Origin of the sequence: Streptomyces sp. NPDC003456, from assembly GCF_042878735.1 — a bacterium.
In the GTDB taxonomy this organism is placed as follows: domain Bacteria; phylum Actinomycetota; class Actinomycetes; order Streptomycetales; family Streptomycetaceae; genus Streptomyces.
The window spans coordinates 351,148-369,828 of record NZ_JBIAOK010000005.1 but is presented as its reverse complement, the minus strand read 5'-3'; the positions used below and the strand labels follow the sequence as shown (position 1 = coordinate 369,828).

Annotated in this window: 19 protein-coding genes; 13 read left to right on the top strand and 6 right to left on the bottom strand. The window is 74.9% G+C overall.

The window, feature by feature from the left end; translation table 11 throughout:
* Positions 1 to 54: 54 nt before the first annotated feature.
* The gene (locus ACFYWG_RS22665; protein ID WP_389203119.1) at positions 55 to 1,137 is read left to right on the top strand and encodes a GNAT family N-acetyltransferase; all 1,083 of its coding nucleotides are present in this window, start codon (positions 55 to 57) and stop codon (positions 1,135 to 1,137) included.
* On the opposite strand, the gene ACFYWG_RS22660 is transcribed toward ACFYWG_RS22665, so the two are convergent.
* Complete coding sequence (locus ACFYWG_RS22660) at positions 1,060 to 2,667, bottom strand: carboxylesterase/lipase family protein (protein WP_389203117.1); 1,608 nt, start codon at positions 2,665 to 2,667, stop codon at positions 1,060 to 1,062. The two genes, ACFYWG_RS22665 and ACFYWG_RS22660, sit on opposite strands and share 78 nt — an antisense overlap.
* 198 nt (positions 2,668 to 2,865) lie before the next feature.
* Positions 2,866 to 3,510: a ThuA domain-containing protein gene (locus tag ACFYWG_RS22655; protein WP_383500324.1), complete on the bottom strand. Its 645-nt coding sequence runs from the start codon at positions 3,508 to 3,510 to the stop codon at positions 2,866 to 2,868.
* A gap of 117 nt (positions 3,511 to 3,627) precedes the next feature.
* Here ACFYWG_RS22655 and ACFYWG_RS22650 point away from each other — a divergent pair, with 117 nt between their 5' ends.
* Positions 3,628 to 4,041, top strand: a complete 414-nt coding sequence (locus ACFYWG_RS22650; protein WP_376325335.1) for a VOC family protein — start codon at positions 3,628 to 3,630, stop codon at positions 4,039 to 4,041.
* Here the strand turns inward: ACFYWG_RS22650 and ACFYWG_RS22645 are convergent.
* From ACFYWG_RS22645 to ACFYWG_RS22635, 3 genes are all read right to left on the bottom strand, one after another.
* Entirely contained in the window at positions 4,012 to 4,701 is a 690-nt protein-coding gene (locus tag ACFYWG_RS22645; RefSeq protein WP_383500327.1) for a helix-turn-helix domain-containing protein, read from the bottom strand. The genes ACFYWG_RS22650 and ACFYWG_RS22645 overlap by 30 nt on opposite strands.
* Before the next feature lie 511 nt (positions 4,702 to 5,212).
* Positions 5,213 to 5,410, bottom strand: a complete 198-nt coding sequence (locus tag ACFYWG_RS22640) for a hypothetical protein (protein WP_383500330.1) — start codon at positions 5,408 to 5,410, stop codon at positions 5,213 to 5,215.
* A gap of 59 nt (positions 5,411 to 5,469) precedes the next feature.
* Positions 5,470 to 6,408 (bottom strand): AraC family transcriptional regulator, encoded by a 939-nt coding sequence (locus ACFYWG_RS22635; protein WP_383500333.1) that lies wholly within the window; start codon positions 6,406 to 6,408, stop codon positions 5,470 to 5,472.
* Between the two features lie 81 nt (positions 6,409 to 6,489).
* Here ACFYWG_RS22635 and ACFYWG_RS22630 point away from each other — a divergent pair, with 81 nt between their 5' ends.
* Complete coding sequence (locus ACFYWG_RS22630; protein WP_389203113.1) at positions 6,490 to 7,533, top strand: NmrA family transcriptional regulator; 1,044 nt, start codon at positions 6,490 to 6,492, stop codon at positions 7,531 to 7,533.
* Positions 7,534 to 7,590: 57 nt separating this feature from the next.
* Here ACFYWG_RS22630 and ACFYWG_RS22625 read toward each other — a convergent pair whose 3' ends face one another.
* Positions 7,591 to 8,742, bottom strand: a complete 1,152-nt coding sequence (locus ACFYWG_RS22625) for a YihY/virulence factor BrkB family protein (protein WP_389203111.1) — start codon at positions 8,740 to 8,742, stop codon at positions 7,591 to 7,593.
* A gap of 110 nt (positions 8,743 to 8,852) precedes the next feature.
* Between ACFYWG_RS22625 and ACFYWG_RS22620 the strand changes: the two genes are divergently transcribed.
* From ACFYWG_RS22620 to cysD, 10 genes are all read left to right on the top strand, one after another.
* Positions 8,853 to 10,487 carry an acyl-CoA dehydrogenase family protein gene (locus ACFYWG_RS22620; protein WP_383500342.1) on the top strand — a complete coding sequence of 545 codons (1,635 nt, stop codon included), beginning with the start codon at positions 8,853 to 8,855 and terminating at the stop codon, positions 10,485 to 10,487.
* Positions 10,488 to 10,745: 258 nt separating this feature from the next.
* Positions 10,746 to 12,023 carry a GAF domain-containing protein gene (locus ACFYWG_RS22615; protein ID WP_389203108.1) on the top strand — a complete coding sequence of 426 codons (1,278 nt, stop codon included), beginning with the start codon at positions 10,746 to 10,748 and terminating at the stop codon, positions 12,021 to 12,023.
* A 175-nt stretch (positions 12,024 to 12,198) separates the two neighbouring features.
* Positions 12,199 to 13,518 (top strand): hypothetical protein, encoded by a 1,320-nt coding sequence (locus ACFYWG_RS22610; RefSeq protein ID WP_389203106.1) that lies wholly within the window; start codon positions 12,199 to 12,201, stop codon positions 13,516 to 13,518.
* 88 nt (positions 13,519 to 13,606) lie between these two features.
* Complete coding sequence (locus ACFYWG_RS22605; protein WP_376325313.1) at positions 13,607 to 14,179, top strand: GNAT family N-acetyltransferase; 573 nt, start codon at positions 13,607 to 13,609, stop codon at positions 14,177 to 14,179.
* Positions 14,180 to 14,305: 126 nt separating this feature from the next.
* Positions 14,306 to 14,389, top strand: a complete 84-nt coding sequence (locus ACFYWG_RS22600) for a putative leader peptide (RefSeq protein WP_311241247.1) — start codon at positions 14,306 to 14,308, stop codon at positions 14,387 to 14,389.
* 170 nt (positions 14,390 to 14,559) lie between these two features.
* Complete coding sequence (locus ACFYWG_RS22595) at positions 14,560 to 16,260, top strand: nitrite/sulfite reductase (protein ID WP_383500351.1); 1,701 nt, start codon at positions 14,560 to 14,562, stop codon at positions 16,258 to 16,260.
* Positions 16,257 to 16,436 carry a hypothetical protein gene (locus tag ACFYWG_RS22590; protein ID WP_376325307.1) on the top strand — a complete coding sequence of 60 codons (180 nt, stop codon included), beginning with the start codon at positions 16,257 to 16,259 and terminating at the stop codon, positions 16,434 to 16,436. The genes ACFYWG_RS22595 and ACFYWG_RS22590 overlap by 4 nt, the downstream gene beginning before the upstream one ends.
* The gene (locus tag ACFYWG_RS22585) at positions 16,433 to 17,143 is read left to right on the top strand and encodes a phosphoadenylyl-sulfate reductase (RefSeq protein ID WP_389203104.1); all 711 of its coding nucleotides are present in this window, start codon (positions 16,433 to 16,435) and stop codon (positions 17,141 to 17,143) included. The genes ACFYWG_RS22590 and ACFYWG_RS22585 overlap by 4 nt, the downstream gene beginning before the upstream one ends.
* Positions 17,144 to 17,208: 65 nt before the next feature.
* Positions 17,209 to 17,745: an adenylyl-sulfate kinase gene (gene cysC, locus ACFYWG_RS22580; protein ID WP_389203102.1), complete on the top strand. Its 537-nt coding sequence runs from the start codon at positions 17,209 to 17,211 to the stop codon at positions 17,743 to 17,745.
* Positions 17,742 to 18,680 (top strand): sulfate adenylyltransferase subunit CysD, encoded by a 939-nt coding sequence (cysD, locus tag ACFYWG_RS22575; RefSeq protein WP_383500360.1) that lies wholly within the window; start codon positions 17,742 to 17,744, stop codon positions 18,678 to 18,680. The genes cysC and cysD overlap by 4 nt, the downstream gene beginning before the upstream one ends.
* Position 18,681: the final 1 nt, after the last annotated feature.

The following is an 18,681-nucleotide window of genomic DNA, read 5'->3' as shown; positions in this document are numbered from 1 at the left end:
TGACTCGACCGGGGCCCGGTCGACAGGGCGGTCCCGGCGGCGCAGGATGCGTACGTGCCCGATCTTCCGCGCCCCGGTCTGCCCCCCGGTCCGTACGTCGGCCGGCACTCCGGTCAGCGCTCCGGTCCGCCGGCGGCGGTGCCCGGGGGCCTGCCCGCCGGCTACCGGGGCCGGCCGGTGACCGGCGGGGACGTCGGCGCGGTCCACGCCCTGGTCGCCGTCTGCGAGCGCGCGCTGTACGGCCACGTCGCGACCGGGGCCGACGACATCGCCGCCGAGCTGGCCCGGCCCGGACTGGACCCGGCCCGCGACACCCTGCTCGTGCGGGACGCGGCAGGGGCCCCGGCGGGCTGGGGGTGGGTGCACGGCGGGGCCCGCAGCGCGGTCGACGTGCACCCCGGCCACCGCGGGCGAGGGCTGGGCAGCGCCCTGCTGTCCTGGGCCGAGGCCCGGGCCCGCGCCTCGGGCGGCACGCGCCTGGTGCAGTCACTGCCCGACGCGGACACGGCCGGGGCCCGCCTGCTGCGCTCCCGCGGGTACGCGCCCTTCGTCACCGAGTGGCTGCTGCAGATCGCGCTGCCCACCGAGCCCGAGGTCCCCCGCGCGCCGGCGGGCGTCACCGTACGGCCGTTCCGGCCCGGTGACGAGCGGGCCGCGCACCGGCTCACGGAGGACGCCTTCGGCGCGTGGCAGAAGCGGCGCAAGCCGTACGCCGAGTGGGCCCGGCTCACCGTGGACCGCACGGACTTCGCCCCCGCCCTGTCCACGGTGGCGTTCGCCGGCGGGCGGATGGTCGGGGCGGTGCTGGCGCTGGACGTCCCCGGCTCCGGCGAGGGGTTCATCGACCGTGTCGCCGTCCGGCAGGACCACCGGGGCCGCGGCCTCGCGCGCGTGCTGCTGCGGGAGTCGTTCCGCGCGATCCACCGGCGGGGCGGGCGCGGCTGCGTGCTGTGGACCCACTCGGCGGCGGGCGCCCTGCCGCTGTACGAGCGCCTGGGCATGACGGTCCGCCGCAGTGCCACGGTCCACGGCGTCGACCTCGGCGCCGGGGCGAGGGGGTCAGCCGTCGCGCCGCAGCGCCCCGGTCCGCCGCAGCCGCCCGATGACGGACCGCAGCTCGGCACGGCGAGCGGGTGAGACCTCGGTGGTCTCCGGCACGGCAGGGGGGTCGCCGGGAGCCGTGCGGGTGTCGAGGGCCCAGAGGGCGATCTCGCGGTCGCGCGGGCCGTACGCCGTGTACGCCACGGGGTCGTCCGCGCCCGGCGCGCGGTCCCCGAACACCCGGACCGGGTGCGCGGCGTCCCAGCGCTCCCACCCCGGGTCGCCGTGTGCGGCGAACCGCACCCACGCGCCGTGCATCGCGTCGGCCAGGTCCTGCGGCGCGTGCTCCCCCGCCAGTTTCCGGGACTCGGGGACGTCCCCGGTGTCGAAGACGAAGCCGAGCTCCAGGGCGTGGCAGGCGCCGAGCCCGGGCAGGGACGAGGGCCAGGCGAACTCGTAGACGTACGACGCCTCCGTGCGGGCGTCGGCCAGGCGGTGCAGGGGGATGCGCAGCAGGTGGTCGGTGACGAGCTGGCCGACGGTCTCGGCGGCTCCGGCGCCGGGGTGCAGGGCACGGTAGCCGCGGGGCACCTCGCTGCCGCAGTGGCAGCGGGCCATGGCACCGGCGAGGGCGACCGCGCCGAGGCGGTCGACGCGTTCGAGCAGGCCGCCCGGGACCAGCCACAGCCGGTGCTCGTCGCGCGTCCAGCCCGCCAGCAGGTCGACGCCCGGCGCGGCGCCGTCGCGGAGCGCTTCCAGGGGGTCGCGCGGGACGACGTCGCCGTCGACGACGAGACCGAAGGCGGGGCCGCCGACGACGGGACTGCTGAGCCGGCCCACCTCGGCCTGGGTGCGCAGCAGCAGGTCACGGTCGACGGCGGCGAACGCCTCGGCGGTGGCGGGCACCTTCAGCCGGTTCGCCATCCGGCGGACCATCCGCCGCACCTTGGCGCGGTCGGCCGCCTCGGGCGGTCCGCTCTGCAGGATCGCCCGCCGGACCAGGCCCTGGGTCTGCGGGGCGGCGAGCAGGGCGCCGACACTGATCGCCCCGGCGGACTGGCCGCACAGGGTGATGCGGCCGGGGTCGCCGCCGAAGGCCTCGATGGTCTCGTGCACCCAGGTGAGGGCCGCGATCTGGTCGCGCAGGCCCGGGTTCGGCGGCGCGTCCGGGAAGAGGCCGTATCCCTCGACGCCGAGCCGGTAGTTGACGGACACGATGACGACGCCGTCGCGGGCGAAGGCGTGGCCGTCGTAGACGGGGACCGCGGAGGAGCCCCGGGTCAGGGCGCCGCCGTGCAGCCAGACCAGGACGGGCAGACGGGCCCCCGGGGCCGGATCGGGGGTCCAGACGTTGAGGTTGAGGCAGTCGTCGCCGGGGATCTCCGGGTCGGACAGGTACGGTGCGAAGGCGTCGGAGTACGGCGGCTTGGGCGCGGTGGGGCCGAAGGCCCCGGCATCGCGGGCACCGTCCCACGGCGGGGCGGGGACGGGTGGCCGGAAACGGCGGGGCCCGAAGGGCGGCGCGGCGTACGGGATGCCGCGGAAGACCGCGACCCCGCGCTCGTACCGGCCGCGGAGGGCTCCTCGGGGGGTCCGCACCACGGGGTCCGACCGGGCTGCCGTCATGGTCCACCAGCCTCCTCACCGCGCTCCGGTGCACCGTGATGATCAGAGCACCTCAGTGTCGCCCGATATTCCGGCGCCCGGACGGCGGGGAGGGCTGATCGGGTGACGGGCCGGTGGATCGGCCGGGCCGGGCTGAGCCGGGCGGCGGCGCAGCCGGGCCGCTGGAGCCGGGGCCGGGCCGCTGGAGCCGGGGCCGCGCTACAGCCGGGCCGCCCAGGTGATGCCGCCCAGGAGGTGCGCGCGGAAGGCCGGGTCGTCATAGGCCTCGGCGGCGTGGCCGAGGGCGGTGTAGAAGACGCGGCCCCGGCCGTGGTCGCGGCACCAGGCCAGGGGGTGGTCCCCGCCCATGCCGCCGCCCTCGTAGGAGGACTCGTCGGCGGTGAGCAGGACGTGCACCCCGCCGCGCGGGTTGGTGCGGAAGTCGTACCACTCGTCGGTGACGTCCCAGACGGCCGGCAGATGGCGGGTCGCCGGGTGGTCGGGGTCCTCGACCAGGGCCCTGCCGGGCTGGTACGGGGGGTGGCGGGCGAACCGCGCACCGAGCAGCTCGCCGTACAGGGGCCAGTCGTACTCCGTGCAGGCCGCGGCGTGCACGCCCACGAAGGCACCGCCGGACCCGACGTACGCGGCCAGGGTCCGCCGGCCGGCGGCGGTGAGGATCTCGCCGCTGGTGGAGAGGAAGACGACGGCCGCGTAGGCGTCCAGCGGCTGCTCAAGGGCGGCCGGGTCCTCGGTGGCGTGGACGTCGAAGCCGCCGAGGCCGCGCAGGGCGGCGACACCGGCCGGGATGGACTCGTGCCGGTAGTCGGTGGTGCGGGTGTGGACGAGCAGTCGGGGAGCCATGGCATCCGAACCTAGAAGACGCGGGGCCGTCCGTGCACGGCGGTGGACCGGACGCGGCTCGCGGAGGGTGTCCGTTTCCTTCAAGACCCCTGCCCCGGCCCTGCCTACGGTGGGCCCATGACTGCACGATTCGACGCCATCGGCATGGTGGTCTCCGACATGGCCGCCTCCGTCGCCTTCTACCGCCGGCTCGGGTTCGCGTTCCCGCAGGACGCCGGCGACCAGCCCCACACCGAGGCAGAACTGCCGGGCGGGCTGCGCCTGATGCTCGACACCGAGGAGACGGTCCGCTCCTTCCTGCCCTCCTGGCGGCCGCCCGCGGGCGGGGGCCGCACCTCGCTGGCCCTGCGCTGCGAGGCGCCCGGCGAGGTGGACACGCTGTTCGAGGAGCTGACGGGTGCCGGGTACCGCGGCGAACTCAAGCCCTGGGACGCCTTCTGGGGACAGCGGTACGCCGTCGTGCTCGACCCGGACGGCAACGGGGTGGACCTGTTCGCGCCGCTACCCTCCTCCGGCGAGCAGCTCGCCTAGCGGCAGCCCCGTGAACTCCCGGACGTCGCGCGCGAGATGGGCCTGGTCGGCGTAGCCGGCCCGGGCGGCCGTGTCCGCGAAGGGCACCCCGTCCCGGGCCAGGACGAGCGCGCGGCGCAGCCGCAGGACGCGGGCCAGGGTCTTGGGCCCGTAGCCGAAGGCCGCGAGCGAGCGGCGGTGCAACCGGCGGGCGCCGATGCCGAGTTCGTCGGCGGTGGCGGCGACGGGACGGCCCGCTGCCAGGGCGGCGACGACCTGCCGCAGCAGCGGGTCCGGGGGGCCGGTGCCGGCCGCGCGGGCCAGGGCCGCCTCCTCCAGACCGCTCACCGGGTCGGCGGCGGCGTTCACCAGGTCCGTCAGGCGCCGCGCCCGCGAGGCGGGCCACAGCTCGGCGAGGGCCACCCGGCGGTCGCGCAGCTCGTGCGCGGGCACGCCGAGGAGCGTGGGCGCGGTGCCGGGGTAGAAGCGGACGCCCGCCCAGGCGCCCTGCTCACCGGCGGTGACGTGCGCGTGGGTGTCCGGACCGGCGACCAGCAGCCGTCCCTCGTGCCAGAGCAGGTCCATGCACCCGTCGGGCAGCACGCGCCCCGCACCGCCGTCGGCCGGGGTGTTCGTCCACACCACGGCACCGGCGAGCCGGGAGGGGCGCTCGGCGTACACGCCGAAAGCCTACGACCGCCGCGGCGCGCGGGGCAGGGGGCCGGCCCACGACTCCGCGCGGCGGGGCCCCGTCCGCCACCCACCTGGCAGGGGATGCCTGTCGGGCGCGCGGGGCAGGATGCCGGCCCACGACTCACGCGACGGGGTCCCAGCCGCCACCCACCCGGCAGGGGATCCCTGTCGCCGTCCCCTCGGCAGGGGGTCCCGGCCGCCGTTCGCGCGCAGGGAGGTCGGTCCGGCGCTCGCACGGCGGGAGTCCCTGCCGCCATGCGCGCCGCGGGTGACCGGCCACCCCTCGCGCCGCAGGGAGCCCCGGCAACCTTCACGGCGGGCAGCCCCGGCCACCGTTCGCACGGCGGGGAGCGCAGGGCCGGGCCTCGCACGGCCGGGAGCGGCGGGCCGGGCCTGCACGGCGAGAAGCCACGGCCACCGTCCCCCGGCGAGCAGCCCCCGCCGCCGGTCCCGCCGCGGGCGGGGCCGGGCCGTGCGTGCGGGGTTTCCGGTCGTCGTCCTAGTCGCCGTCGTCGGCGGAGCTGCTGCCGCCGCCTCTCCGGCTGCCCTTCCCCGCGGTGTGCAGCAGCGCGCCCGCGCCCCGCGTCAGAGCCGCCACCACACGGACCCAGCGGGGGCCTCCCCGTTCGGCCCACACCACGCACACGCACCCGCCCACGACGAGCGCGAGCACCCCCAGGAGCACCACCACGGCCATGTCCCCCACCTCACTGTTCAGAAGATCGGCCTGATCATTCCAGAGCGGGGAGCGGCGCTTCACCCGGCACGGCGGTCCCGGTAGCCGTCCGGGCTCACCCCGTACACGCGCTTGAACGCCGTCGACAGGGCGAACGCGCTGCCGTAGCCGACCCTGCGGGCCACCGCGTCGAGCGTGTCGTCGCTGTCGCGGAGCCGGTCGGCGGCCAGGGCCAGGCGCCAGCCGGTGAGGTACGTCATCGGCGGCTCGCCCACGAGGGCGGTGAAGCGGCGGGCGAGGGCGGCGCGGGACACCCCGGCCTTCGCGGCGAGCGCGGCGACCGTCCACGGGTGGGCCGGATCGTCCTGGAGCAGCCGCAGCACACCGCCGACGACCGGGTCGGCCAGGGCCCGGTACCAGGCGGGGGCCTCCGCCTCGGGCCGGGCGAACCAGGCCCGCAGCGCGGCGATCACCAGCAGGTCCAGCAGCCGGTCGAGCACGACCTCCTGGCCGGGCCGGTCCCGCACGATCTCCTCGCACAGGTAGGGCGTGAGGGGGCAGTCCCACGCCTCGGGGGTGAGGGTCAGCAGCGGCGGCAGGGCGTCGAGCAGCCGGCCGCCGATCTCGCCGCGCCGGGGGTAGGTCCCGATCAGCAGCACCGTGGCACCCTCGGGGCGGTCGCCCCAGGTGCGCACGCCGAGGTCCATGGAGCCGTTCAGGGGCCGCCCGTCGGGGCGGTGGCACTCCTGGCCGGGCAGGATGAGCGCCTGCGGTGCCGTGCCGGGGGCGTCGGCGCAGGTGTACGGGGCGGGACCGCGCGCGATGGCCAGGTCCCCGGCGCGCAGCCGGACCGGTTCGCGCCCGTCGGGCAGGACCAGGGCCTCGCCGCGGACCACGAGCATCACGGTGAGCGGCGCCCCGTCCTCCACCCGCACCGCCCAGGGCGGGTCGAAGCACGCCCTGATCATGAACGCGCCCCTGGCACGGGGACCCTCCAGCAGGCCGGTGAGTGCGTCCATGGGGTCAGCGTAGACGCGGGCGTATGGGAACGAGCCGTTCGGCGATGGTTCCGTGCCGCGCACGGCAGTTGACTCGACGGCATGACGAACACGGCGGAGCACACGCGGACGGAGAACCGGAAGGCCGAGCAGGTCACGGCCGAGGAGGCGATGACCGGGAACGTGGAGACCGAGGGCAGGGAGATCGACGGCGCGGAGACCGGGAACGTGGAGATCGACGGCGTGGAGACCGGGAGCGTGCCGCGGAGCGGTGCGCGGGGGGCGCGGGGGGCGACCGTCGTGGTGACGGGCGCCTCGGGCCGGACCGGCAGCAGGGTGGCGCGGGCCGCGCGGGCGGCGGGACTCTCCGTGCGGGCGGCGTCGCGGGCGACGGGCTTCGACTGGTGGGACGACTCGACCTGGGAGCCGACGCTGCGCGGGGCGGGCGCCGCCTATCTGGCCGTGCCCTCGGACGTGGGAGCGCCCGGCGCCGCCGAGGCGGTCGGCGCGCTCGCGCGGCGGGCCGTGGGGCTCGGGGTGCGGCGGCTGGTGCTGCTGTCCGCGCGGGGCGAGGACCAGGCGCTGCCGGCCGAGGAGGCGCTGCACGCCTCCGGGGCACGCTCGACGGTGGTGCGGTCCGCGTGGTTCGCGCAGAACTTCAGCGAGGGACCGCTGGTGGAGGAGTTGCGGGAGCGCGGGGAGCTGGTGTTCCCGGCGGGCGAGGTGCGGGAGCCGTTCGTCGACGTGCGGGACGTGGCGGACGTGGTGGTGGCCGTCCTGACGTCCGGCGACCGGTACGCCGGGCGGACCCTGGCCCTGACCGGGCCTCGGCTGCTGACCTTCGGGGAAGCGGTGGCGGAGATCGCCCGGGCGGCGGGCCGCACGCTGGCCTACCGGCCCGTCCCGACGCGGGACTACGGGCGGGCGCTGGCCGGCTTCGGGGTGCCGCAGCAGGAGGTGGAGGCCCTCACCGCGGTCTTCGACACGCTGCTGGACGGCCGCAACGCGCACCTGTGCGACGGTGTCCGCGCGGTCCTGGGCCGGGAGCCCCGCGACTTCGCGGACTTCGCCCGCGAGGAGGCGGCGACGGGAACGTGGCGGGCCCGAGCCGCCGGGACGGAGGGCCACGCCGCGCCGCTCCGGTGACGGGACGGCGGCCCGCGGGCGGGAGGCCTCCTCGCCGGCGGTCCGCGTCCCGTGCGGTCACTTGTCCCCCGGTTCCCTGCCTTCCGCGTGGCTCTGGCCGTTCCTGGCGTGGGTGCTCTTCACATGCGTCCGCAACCGGGACGAGACGTCCTCGGGGGGCAGGAAGCGGGACCAGCGCTCGGGGAACTCGGAGGGCATGTCCGGGTCGGCCTCGCCCTGGGCGGCCGCGCGGGCCACGTACTCGGCGACCTGGGCCTGCCGCATGCGCTCGTTGGCCTCGCGGGCTGCGGCGGTCGCGGCGGCGGGCCAGACGCGGTCGATGGCGGCGTTGACCGCGGCCCCGACGAGCACGGCGAACGCGGACACACCGATCCACAGCAGGACGGCGACGGGCGCGGCGAGGGAGCCGTAGATCGTGGGTCCCTCGACCGTGCTGGTCAGGTAGATCCGCAGCAGGAAGCTGCCCAGCACCCACATGCCGAGGGCGACGAGGGCGCCGGGCACGTCCTCGATCCACGGGGAGCGCACCGGGACGGACACGTGGTAGAGCGTGGTCAGGAACGCGATGGACAGCAGGATGACCACCGGCCAGTACAGGACCTGCACGACCGTCGTCGACCAGGGCACGATCCGCACCACGGCGTCGGGCCCGGCCACCATCAGCGGCAGCGCCACGGAGCCGATCAGCAGGGCCACGATGAACAGCAGGAAGGCCATCAGGCGGGTCTTGACGATGCCCCGGACGCCGTCGAGGCCGTACATGACGGTGATCGTGTCGATGAAGACGTTCACCGCGCGGGAGCCGGACCACAGGGCGAACAGGAAGCCGAGGGAGATGACGTCGGGCCGGCCGCCCTTGGTCACGTCGTGCAGGATCGGCTCCGCGATCTCGCGCACGCCCCGGTCGGACAGGACCGTGCGGGCGGCGTTCAGGAGGTTGTGCTGCAGGCTCTGGATGGTGTCGGCGCCGGTCCAGGCGTCGACGTAGCCGAGCAGTCCGATCATGCTCAGCAGCAGCGGGGGCACCGACAGCAGGGTGAAGAACGCGGCCTCGGCCGCCAGCCCCAGGATGCGGTACTCGATGCAGGAGTTGACGGTGTCCTTCAGCAGCAGCCAGGCGGTCTTGCGCTTGGAGACGTTCCGGTACAGGGCACGCGCCCTGTGGAGGCGCCCGGAGGGCGCGTCGGGGGTGTCACTTGCTGGCTGCACCCCCTAACGGTATCCGTCACGTCCGGCCCCACTCACCCACAGGCCGGGTCCGTGCGGACCCGCCCGGCTCCGCCGGTGAGCAGGGCGGGGGCACGGGGTACGTTCGCACCATGGCAGGCAGCACGCACACCGTGACGAACCAGGTCCCGCCCCTGGTCGGGTACGACGTCTTCTCCGCCGACCGGGCCCTGGCCGCCGCGGTCGAACGACACGTGGAACCGGGCCTGCGCGAGGAGGTGCTCGGCGAACTGTCGGCCCTCGGGCGCACCTCCGGCTCGGCCCAGGTGCAGGAGTGGGGAGTCCTCGCCAACGAGAACCCGCCGCGGCTGCGCACCCACGACCGGTACGGCAACCGGATCGACGAGGTCGAGTTCCACCCCTCCTGGCACCGGCTGCTCGGCAAGGGCGTCTCGGCCGGCCTGACGGCCGCCTGGGACCGGCCGGCCGGCCACGTGCGGCGGGCCGCCGCGTTCGTGGTGTGGACGCAGGTCGAGGCCGGCAACGGCTGCCCGCTGTCCATGACCCACGCGGCCGTGCCCGCCCTGCGCACCGACCCGGAGCTGGCCGCCGAGTGGGAGCCGCGGCTGACGTCCATGGTCTACGACCGCGAGCTGCGGCCCGCGCACCTGAAGGCGGGGGCGCTGTTCGGGATGGGCATGACCGAGAAGCAGGGCGGCAGCGACGTCCGGGCGAACACCACCTCGGCACGGCCGCTGGCGCAGGACGGGACGTACGAGCTGACCGGGCACAAGTGGTTCTGCTCGGCGCCGATGTCCGACGGTTTCCTGGTGCTGGCGCAGGCGCCGGGCGGGCTGACCTGCTTCCTGGTGCCGCGGGTGCTGCGGGACGGCACGCGCAACGTGTTCCTGCTCCAGCGGCTCAAGGACAAGCTGGGCAACCGGTCGAACGCCTCGGCGGAGGTCGAGTTCGACGGCACCTGGGCCCGCCGGGTCGGCGAGGAGGGGCGCGGGGTGCGCACCATCATCGAGATGGTCGCGGCGACCCGGCTCGACTGCGTGCTGGGGTCGGCGGGGCTGATGCGCCAGGCCGTCGCGCAGGCCGTGCACCACTGCTCCCACCGGGAGGCCTTCGGCTCGAAGCTCACCGACCAGCCGCTGATGCGCAATGTGCTGGCCGACCTGGCGCTGGAGTCGGAGGCGGCGACGACGCTCGCCCTGCGGCTGGCCGCGGCCTGGGACGACGGCGGTGAGCAGGAGCGGGCGCTGCTGCGGATCGCGGTGCCGGCCGCCAAGTACTGGGTGACCAAGCGGTGCCCGGCGGTGGCGGTGGAGGCGGCGGAGTGCCTGGGCGGCAACGGCTACGTCGAGGAGTCGGGCATGCCCCGGCTGGTGCGCGAGTCGCCGCTGAACTCGATCTGGGAGGGTGCGGGCAACGTCCAGGCGCTCGACGTGGTGCGGGCGCTCCGGCGGGAGCCGGCGGCGCTGGACGCGTACCTGCGCGAGGTCGGGCAGGCGCGCGGCGCCGACCACCGGCTGGACGCGGCCGTCAAGGACCTGCTGACGGAACTCGCCGACCTGGACGGCGTGGAGGGGCGGGCCCGGCGGCTGGTGGAGCGGCTCGCGCTGGTGCTGCAGGGATCCCTGCTGGTCCGGTTCGCGCCGCCGCAGGTGGCCGACGCGTTCTGCGCGGGCCGGCTGGGCGGTGACGGCGGCGCGGCCTTCGGGACGCTGCCGCACACGCTGGATCTGGCCTCCGTGGTGGAGCGCGCCCGGCCGGTGTCCTGACCGGCCGTTCAGGACCGGGGACCGGGAAAGCGGGGGTGGTGCTGCGCCGACACGGCACCACCCCCGCCGCACAGGCCCCTTCGAGCCGTGAACGCCGCTCGGGACGGCGCAGATCAAGTTTCGGACACCTCCGGGCCGTTCACCAGGGTTGCAGGGGGTTGCAACTTGCTGCTGACTGTGTGCGGAGTGTGCACGACGCTCTCGGGCAGACGGCACTATGAGACACACAGTCAGCCGCGATCCTGGGGGCGCACGCGTATGGACGTCACGCACCTGGCCGCCGTGGACACCTCCCGCGCGGCCCGGGTCCTCAGCGAGGTCCGTGCGGCCCGGCTCTCGGGCCGGCCCGGCCCCGTCGCACCGCGCCCGGTGATCGAGGAGTCCTGGGACCGGATGCTGCGCAGCGGCGTCGATCCGGACCGCGGCGTCCGGGCCGATCCGCTCTCCCGCGAGGAGGTGCAGCGGCGGCGCGAGACGTCGGTGCTGCGGCACGTGCTGCCGGTGCTGCGCGAGGGGCTGCTGGCGGCCGCGGACGTGGCGCACCACATCATGGTCGTGGCCGACGAGGAGGGCCGGGTGCTGTGGCGCGAGGGCAGCGCCCCGGTGCTGCGCAAGGCGGACGGGCTGGGTTTCGCGCTCGGCGCGGACTGGCGTGAGGACGTCGTCGGGACCAACGGCGTGGGCACCCCGGCCGTGGTGCGCCGGCCCGTCCAGGTCTTCGCCTCCGAGCACTTCGTGAGCTTCCAGACCGAATGGACCTGTGCCGGCGCCCCGCTGACGGACCCGCGGGACGGCCGGCTGCTCGGCGTGGTCGACGTCAGCGGCCCGCTGGAGACCATGCACCCGGCCACGCTCGCCTGGGTGGACTCGGTGGCCAAGCTCGCCGAGGCGCGGCTGCGGGAGATGCACCTGGAGTCGCTGGAGCGGCTGCGGGCGGTGGCGGCTCCGATGCTGGCCCGGCTCACCGGGCGGGCCGTGGTCGTCGACCCGGACGGCTGGACCGCCGCGGTGGGCGGGATGCCGTACACGCGGCGGGTGGCGCTGCCCAAGGGCCTGTCCCCGGGCCAGAGGTGGCTCCCGGCGCTCGGGCTGTGCGCGGTGGAGCCGCTGGCCGGGGGCTGGCTGCTGCGGCCCGCCGCCGACGGGCCGGGGCCGCAGGGCTCGGCCCGGATCGTGCTCGACCTCGGCCGCGCGCGCCGCTGGTCGGTGGAGGTGTCCGGCGGGGCGGGCTCCTGGACGCGGGAACTGAGCCCGCGGCACGCCGAGTTGCTCTACCTCCTGGCCGTGCACCGCTCGGGGCGCAGCGCCTCGGGTCTGGCCGGGGACGTGTTCGGCGACCCGGGCCGCACGGTGACGGTCCGGGCGGAGATGTCGCGGGTGCGGCGCTATCTGGGCGCGTTCCTGCAGCACCGGCCGTACCGGTTCGCCGAGGACGTGCAGGTGGAGGTGGTGCTCCCGGACGATCCGCGCGATCTGCTGCCGCACTCGGCCGCGCCGGCGGTGAGCCGGCACCGCGGGTCCGCACCGGCGCCCTGAGGTTCACCCGCCGTACGCGCGGGTCCGTCCCCAGGAGTGCATCTTGCGCATATTTGCAGGGTCTTCGTCCGCCGGGCCCTCACCTGCCGTAGCATCCGTGTACGGGCCACCCCCACCTGCTCCTGCGTCAACGTGCGGATCACAGGGCGCAGTTGGTCCGTCTCGGGAGGACGGTATGAAGCATCGCGGCAGACACCGGCGGCGCAGACGGGGCAGGGCGCTGCGCGCGACCCTCGCCGGGACGGCTCTCGCGCTCACCGCCGCCGCCACGTTGATCAGCGCCTCGCAGGCCACGGTCGCCGAGACCCCCGGGGCCCTGCGCACGGTGACGTCGCCTTCCGGGACCGCGCGGCCGGCGCTGGCCGAGCACCGGGTGCCCCAGAGGTGGCTGGACCGGCTCGCGGCCGGGATGGGCCGGCCGGTCGGGGTCGGCGCGGTGCTGGAGGACGCGGACCTGCCCCTGCACCGGGCGGCACGCTGTCCGGCCGCGGACCGGCGCGACCTGCCCGTCGCCCCCGCGGCGACCCGGGCGTACTGCTTCGGCGAGGCCGACACCCGGGGCTGGCAGCCCGGCGCGGTGACCACCTCGGGCGACGCGGACGACGACGGCCGCTGGGGCGCGAACCGTGTCGTCCTGTCCGGCTGGACCCGCGGCGGCGAGGGCGGCTCCCTGGACGGGCCGTCCCCCGAGCAGGGCCTGGCCAAGGTCGCCTTCGTCGACGCGGACGACCCGGCGCGGCCGCGCTACGCCTGGGCGCTGCTGGCCGTCCCGGTGGACGGCGGCCGGGACTACCGCGGCCTCGTCTCCCCCCTGTCGGGGATGACCTGGTACCAGGACAAGCTGCTGGTGACGACCCGCGACGGCGACCGGCAGGGGCTGTACGTGTTCGACCTGCACCGCATCCAGCGCGCGAGTGTCGCCTCCGGCGCGGTCGGCCGGGTGCGCGGCGGCTGGTCGGCGCACGGCTCCCGCTTCGTCCTGCCCGCCGTCGCCTCCTACCGCCTGCCCGCGGGCGGTCCGCGCCCGGCCGCGGTCTCCCTGGACCGCAGCACCTCCCCCGACAGCCTGGTCACCGGCGAGTGGGTGCCCACCGACGGCGAGCGGCGCACCCGGCTGTGGCGCTACGCCCTCAGCCGGGACCCGGCCCGCTCGGGGCTGCTGTCCACCGGCGCCTCGGGGCGGGCGGAGCCGGTGGCGGCGTACGAGTCGAAGGCGGCCGACGTGCGGGGCGTGCTGGCGCGCGGCTCGGCCTGGTACCTGGACCGGGCGGCGGACGAGCCGGGGGCGCACGGGACGCTGTGGCGCCAGGACACCGGGGGCGCGGGGGCGGCCGCGTGCGGGCCGGACGAGACGCGCCAGTGCTGGAGCGGCGGCTCGGGCTCCCTGTCCTACTGGGAGGAGACCGGGGAGGTGTGGTCCCAGTCGGGGCGGATGCTGTTCGCGGTGCCGCTGGCGTCGGTCGACCGGGCCGCGGAACGCTCCTCGGACGAGTAGGCGAACCGGGCCGTCGAGCGCCCCGCGGGCCGGGAGGCGGAGGGACCGGCATCGACAGACCGGCGGGCCGGATGATTTTCTGGCCCGCATGACCACCATCGCCGTGACCACCTGGTCGCTGGAGCAGACCGCCCCCACCGACCTGCTGCCGGCCGAGAAGCCGGAAGGGGACGTCCGGATCGTCCGCTCCGAGGTGCCCTCGCCCGAGTTCAGCCGGTTCCTGTACGCCTCGGTCGGCGGCGACATCCGCTGGACGGACCGGCTGGGCTGGTCGTACGCGCGCTGGACGGAGCACCTGGCCCGGCCCGGTGTGGAGACGTGGGTGGCCTACGACCGGGGTACGCCCGCCGGGTACGTGGAGCTGGAGGCGCAGGACGACGCGGTCGTGGAGATCGTGTACTTCGGGCTGCTCCCGGCCTTCCGCGGCCGGCGCATCGGCGGGCACCTGCTCTCCTACGGCACGGCCCGGGCCTGGGACCTCGCGGACCGCTGGGCCGGACTGACGCCGACGAAGCGGGTGTGGCTGCACACCTGCAGCAAGGACGGCGAGCACGCGATGGACAACTACCGCCGGCGCGGCTTCACGCTGTTCGACACCAAGGTCGAGGAGGAAGCAGACGTGGCCACTCCGGGACCCTGGCCCGGGGCGTTCCCCGCCTGACCGGGACGGACACCGCCACCCGGCACGATGTGACCCAGAACACCCTTGTCTTGCTCTACGAGACAAGGGTGTCCGCATCTTGGACAATGCTGGACTGTGTCCAGATCGCCGTGACACGCTTCCGCCATGTCTGGAACTGGAATCGCCTTGGTGAGTCGACGGCACGTCGACCTCGGCCGCATGTCCAGCGCCATCTGTCCGGCGCACTGAGAGCACTCAGCACACGCCGCACATCCCCCCTCTCCCGCCTGCTGCCCGCGCAACGACGCGCACGTGCGCTCGTGCGCGCACGCGCAGGTCAGAGCCTCCCGCCCGCCACCCCTCAACGACGGCGCCGCGCGCCGCCCCCTGCCCGATCGCTGTCCGAAGGACGTATCCCCATGGCCGCCACCCCGCAGAAGCCTGCCGCCGCGACTCCCCGCCGCAAGGCGAGCCGTCACCGCGGAGAAGGCCAGTGGGCCGCGGGGCACTTCACCCCGCTGAACGGCAACGAGCAGTTCAAGAAGGACGACGACGGTCTCAACGTGCGGACGCGCATTGAGACGATCTACTCCAAGCGGGGCTTCGCCTCGATCGACCCGAACGACCTGCGCGGCCGGATGCGCTGGTGGGGCCTGTACACCCAGCGCAAGCCCGGGATCGACGGCGGCAAGACGGCGATCCTGGAGCCGGAGGAGCTGGACGACGAGTACTTCATGCTGCGCGTGCGCATCGACGGCGGGGCGCTGACGACGCGGCAGCTGAGGGTCATCGGCGAGGTCTCGCAGGAGTTCGCGCGCGGCACCGCGGACATCACCGACCGGCAGAACGTGCAGTACCACTGGATCCGGATCGAGGACGTGCCCGAGATCTGGAACCGCCTGGAGGGCGTGGGCCTGTCCACGATCACGGCCTGCGGTGACACCCCGCGTGTGATGATCGGCTCCCCGGTGGCGGGCATCGCCGAGGACGAGATCATCGACGCCACCCCGGCCCTGGAGGAGATGAAGCGCCGGGTGCTGGACAACCCGGCGTACTCGAACCTGCCGCGGAAGTTCAAGACGGCCATCTCGGGCTCTCCCCTGCTGGACGTGGTGCACGAGATCAACGACGTCGCGTTCGTCGGCGTGGAGCACCCCGAGCACGGCCCCGGCTTCGACGTGTGGGTCGGCGGCGGCCTGTCCACCAACCCCAAGCTCGGCGTGCGGCTGGGTGCCTGGGTGGCCATCGAGGACGTCCCGGACGTCTACGAGGGCGTCATCTCCATCTTCCGCGACTACGGCTACCGCCGGCTGCGCAACCGCGCCCGGCTGAAGTTCCTGGTCGCCGACTGGGGCGCGGAGAAGTTCCGGCAGGTGCTGGAGGACGAGTACCTGGGCGGGCGGAAGCTGACCGACGGCCCCGCCCCGGAGCAGCCCTCGCAGCAGTGGCGCGACCACATCGGTGTGCACCGGCAGAAGGACGGCCGCTTCTACGTCGGCTTCGCCCCGCGCGTGGGCCGGGTCGACGGTGCGACGCTCACCAAGATCGCCGACCTCGCCGAGGCCCACGGGTCGGGCCGGGTGCGCACCACCGTCGAGCAGAAGATGATCGTCCTGGACGTCGAGGAGGACCAGGTCGACTCGCTGGTGGAGGGCCTGGAGGCACTCGACCTGACCGCGCGCCCCTCCTCGTTCCGGCGCGGCACCATGGCCTGCACCGGCATCGAGTTCTGCAAGCTCGCCATCGTCGAGACCAAGCAGCGCGGTGCGCAGCTCATCGACGAACTGGAGCGCCGCCTGCCGGAGTTCGACGAGCCGCTCACCATCAACCTCAACGGCTGCCCGAACGCCTGCGCCCGCATCCAGGTGGCGGACATCGGTCTCAAGGGGCAGCTCGTCCTGAACGACCGGGGCGAGCAGGTCGAGGGCTACCAGGTGCACCTGGGCGGGGCGCTCGGCCTGGAGGCCGGGTTCGGCCGCAAGGTGCGCGGCCTGAAGGTCACCTCCGACGAACTGCCCGACTACATCGAGCGCGTGCTGAAGCGCTTCCAGGCCGAGCGCACGGACGGCGAGCGGTTCGCCGCCTGGGCGTCCCGGGCCGACGAGGAGGCCCTGTCGTGAGCGAGCGCATGGCGCCGTTCTACTGCCCCTACTGCGGCGACGAGGACCTGCGGCCGAGCGAGGAGGGGCACGGCGCGTGGGAGTGCGCGGCGTGCAGCCGGGCGTTCCGGCTGAAGTTCCTCGGGCTGCTGTCCCAGGGGGCGAAGCGAGCCGACTCCGGAGGGGAACCGATATGACGACCACTCAGGAAGAGCGAAGCACCGACCAGTTGAAGGCGCTCGCCGAGCAGGCGGGCCGCGACTTGGAGGACGCCTCCGCGCTGGAGATCCTCACCTGGGCGGCCGGGACGTTCGGCAAGCGCTTCTGCGTGACCTCCTCCATGGAGGACGCCGTGGTCGCCCACCTCGCCTCGCGCGCCATGCCCGGCGTCGACGTCGTCTTCCTCGACACCGGCTACCACTTCGAGGAGACCATCGGCACCCGGGACGCGGTGGACGCCGTGATGGACGTCAACGTCATCACCCTCACCCCGCGGCAGACGGTCGCCGAGCAGGACGCCGAGTACGGCCCGAAGCTGCACGACCGGAACCCCGACCTGTGCTGCCGGCTGCGCAAGGTCCGGCCGCTGGAGGAGGGCCTCCAGGGCTACCTGGCCTGGGCGACCGGGCTGCGCCGCGACGAGTCGCCGACCCGCGCGAACACCCCCGTGGTCGGCTGGGACGACAAGCGGCAGAAGGTCAAGATCTCCCCGATCGCCCGCTGGACCCAGGACGACGTGGACGCCTACGTCACCGAGCACGGGGTCCTGACGAACCCGCTGCTGACGGACGGCTACGCCTCCGTCGGCTGCGCCCCCTGCACCCGCCGGGTGCTGGAGGGCGAGGACGCGCGCGCCGGCCGCTGGGCGGGCCGCGCCAAGACCGAGTGCGGGCTGCACGGATGACGGCGACCCCGGCGGCCCGGAAGCTTTCGACGACTCAGACGACTCAGACGATTCAGGAGACTCACGTGACGACCGGAGCCACCGTCTGGCTCACGGGTCTGCCGAGTGCGGGCAAGACCACCATCGCCCACGAACTGGCCGGCCGGCTGCGCGAGCGGGGACAGCGGGTCGAGGTGCTCGACGGCGACGAGATCCGCGAGTTCCTCTCGGCGGGCCTGGGCTTCAGCCGCGAGGACCGGCACACCAACGTGCAGCGCATCGGCTTCGTCGCCGAACTGCTCGCCCGCAACGGCGTGCTGGCCCTCGTCCCGGTCATCGCGCCCTACCAGGACAGCCGCGAGGCGGTCCGCAAGCGCCACCAGGCGAACGGGACGGCCTACGTCGAGGTGCACGTGGCCACACCGGTCGAGGTGTGCAGCGAGCGGGACGTGAAGGGGCTGTACGCCAAGCAGGCCGCCGGCGAACTCACCGGGCTCACCGGCGTCGACGACCCGTACGAGGAGCCCGCCTCGCCCGATCTGCGGATCGAGTCGCAGCACCAGACCGTGCAGGAGTCCGCGGCGTCGGTGTACGCCCTGCTGACCGAAAGGGGACTGGCATGACGACGACCGTCGCCACCGTGTCCGAGCACACCGGCAGCCCGTACGCGCTGTCGCACCTGGACGCCCTCGAGTCCGAGGCGGTGCACATCTTCCGCGAGGTGGCGGGCGAGTTCGAGCGGCCGGTGATCCTCTTCTCCGGCGGCAAGGACTCCATCGTCATGCTGCACCTGGCGCTGAAGGCGTTCCGCCCGGCGGCGGTGCCGTTCTCCCTGCTGCACGTGGACACCGGGCACAACTTCCCCGAGGTCCTCGACTACCGCGACCGCACCGTCGCCCGGCACGGGCTGCGGCTGCACGTGGCGTCCGTGCAGGACTACATCGACCGCGGCGTGCTCAAGGAGCGCCCGGACGGCACCCGCAACCCGCTGCAGACGCTGCCGCTGACCGAGAGGATCCAGGCCGAGCGGTTCGACGCCGTCTTCGGCGGCGGGCGCCGCGACGAGGAGAAGGCCCGCGCCAAGGAGCGGGTGTTCTCGCTGCGCGACGAGTTCTCCCAGTGGGACCCGCGCCGCCAGCGCCCCGAGCTGTGGAACCTGTACAACGGCCGGCACGCCCCGGGTGAGCACGTGCGGGTGTTCCCGCTGTCCAACTGGACCGAGCTGGACGTGTGGCAGTACATCGCCCGCGAGGGCATCGAGCTGCCCGAGATCTACTACGCGCACGAGCGCGAGGTGTTCCGGCGCGCCGGGATGTGGCTGACCGCCGGCGAGTGGGGCGGGCCGAAGGAGGGCGAGAGCGTCGAGAAGCGGCTCGTGCGCTACCGGACTGTCGGCGACATGTCCTGCACCGGCGCGGTGGACTCCGACGCCGACACCATCGAGAAGGTGATCGTGGAGATCGCCGCCTCCCGCCTCACCGAGCGCGGCGCCACCCGCGCCGACGACAAGATGTCCGAGGCCGCGATGGAAGACCGCAAGCGCGAGGGGTACTTCTAGA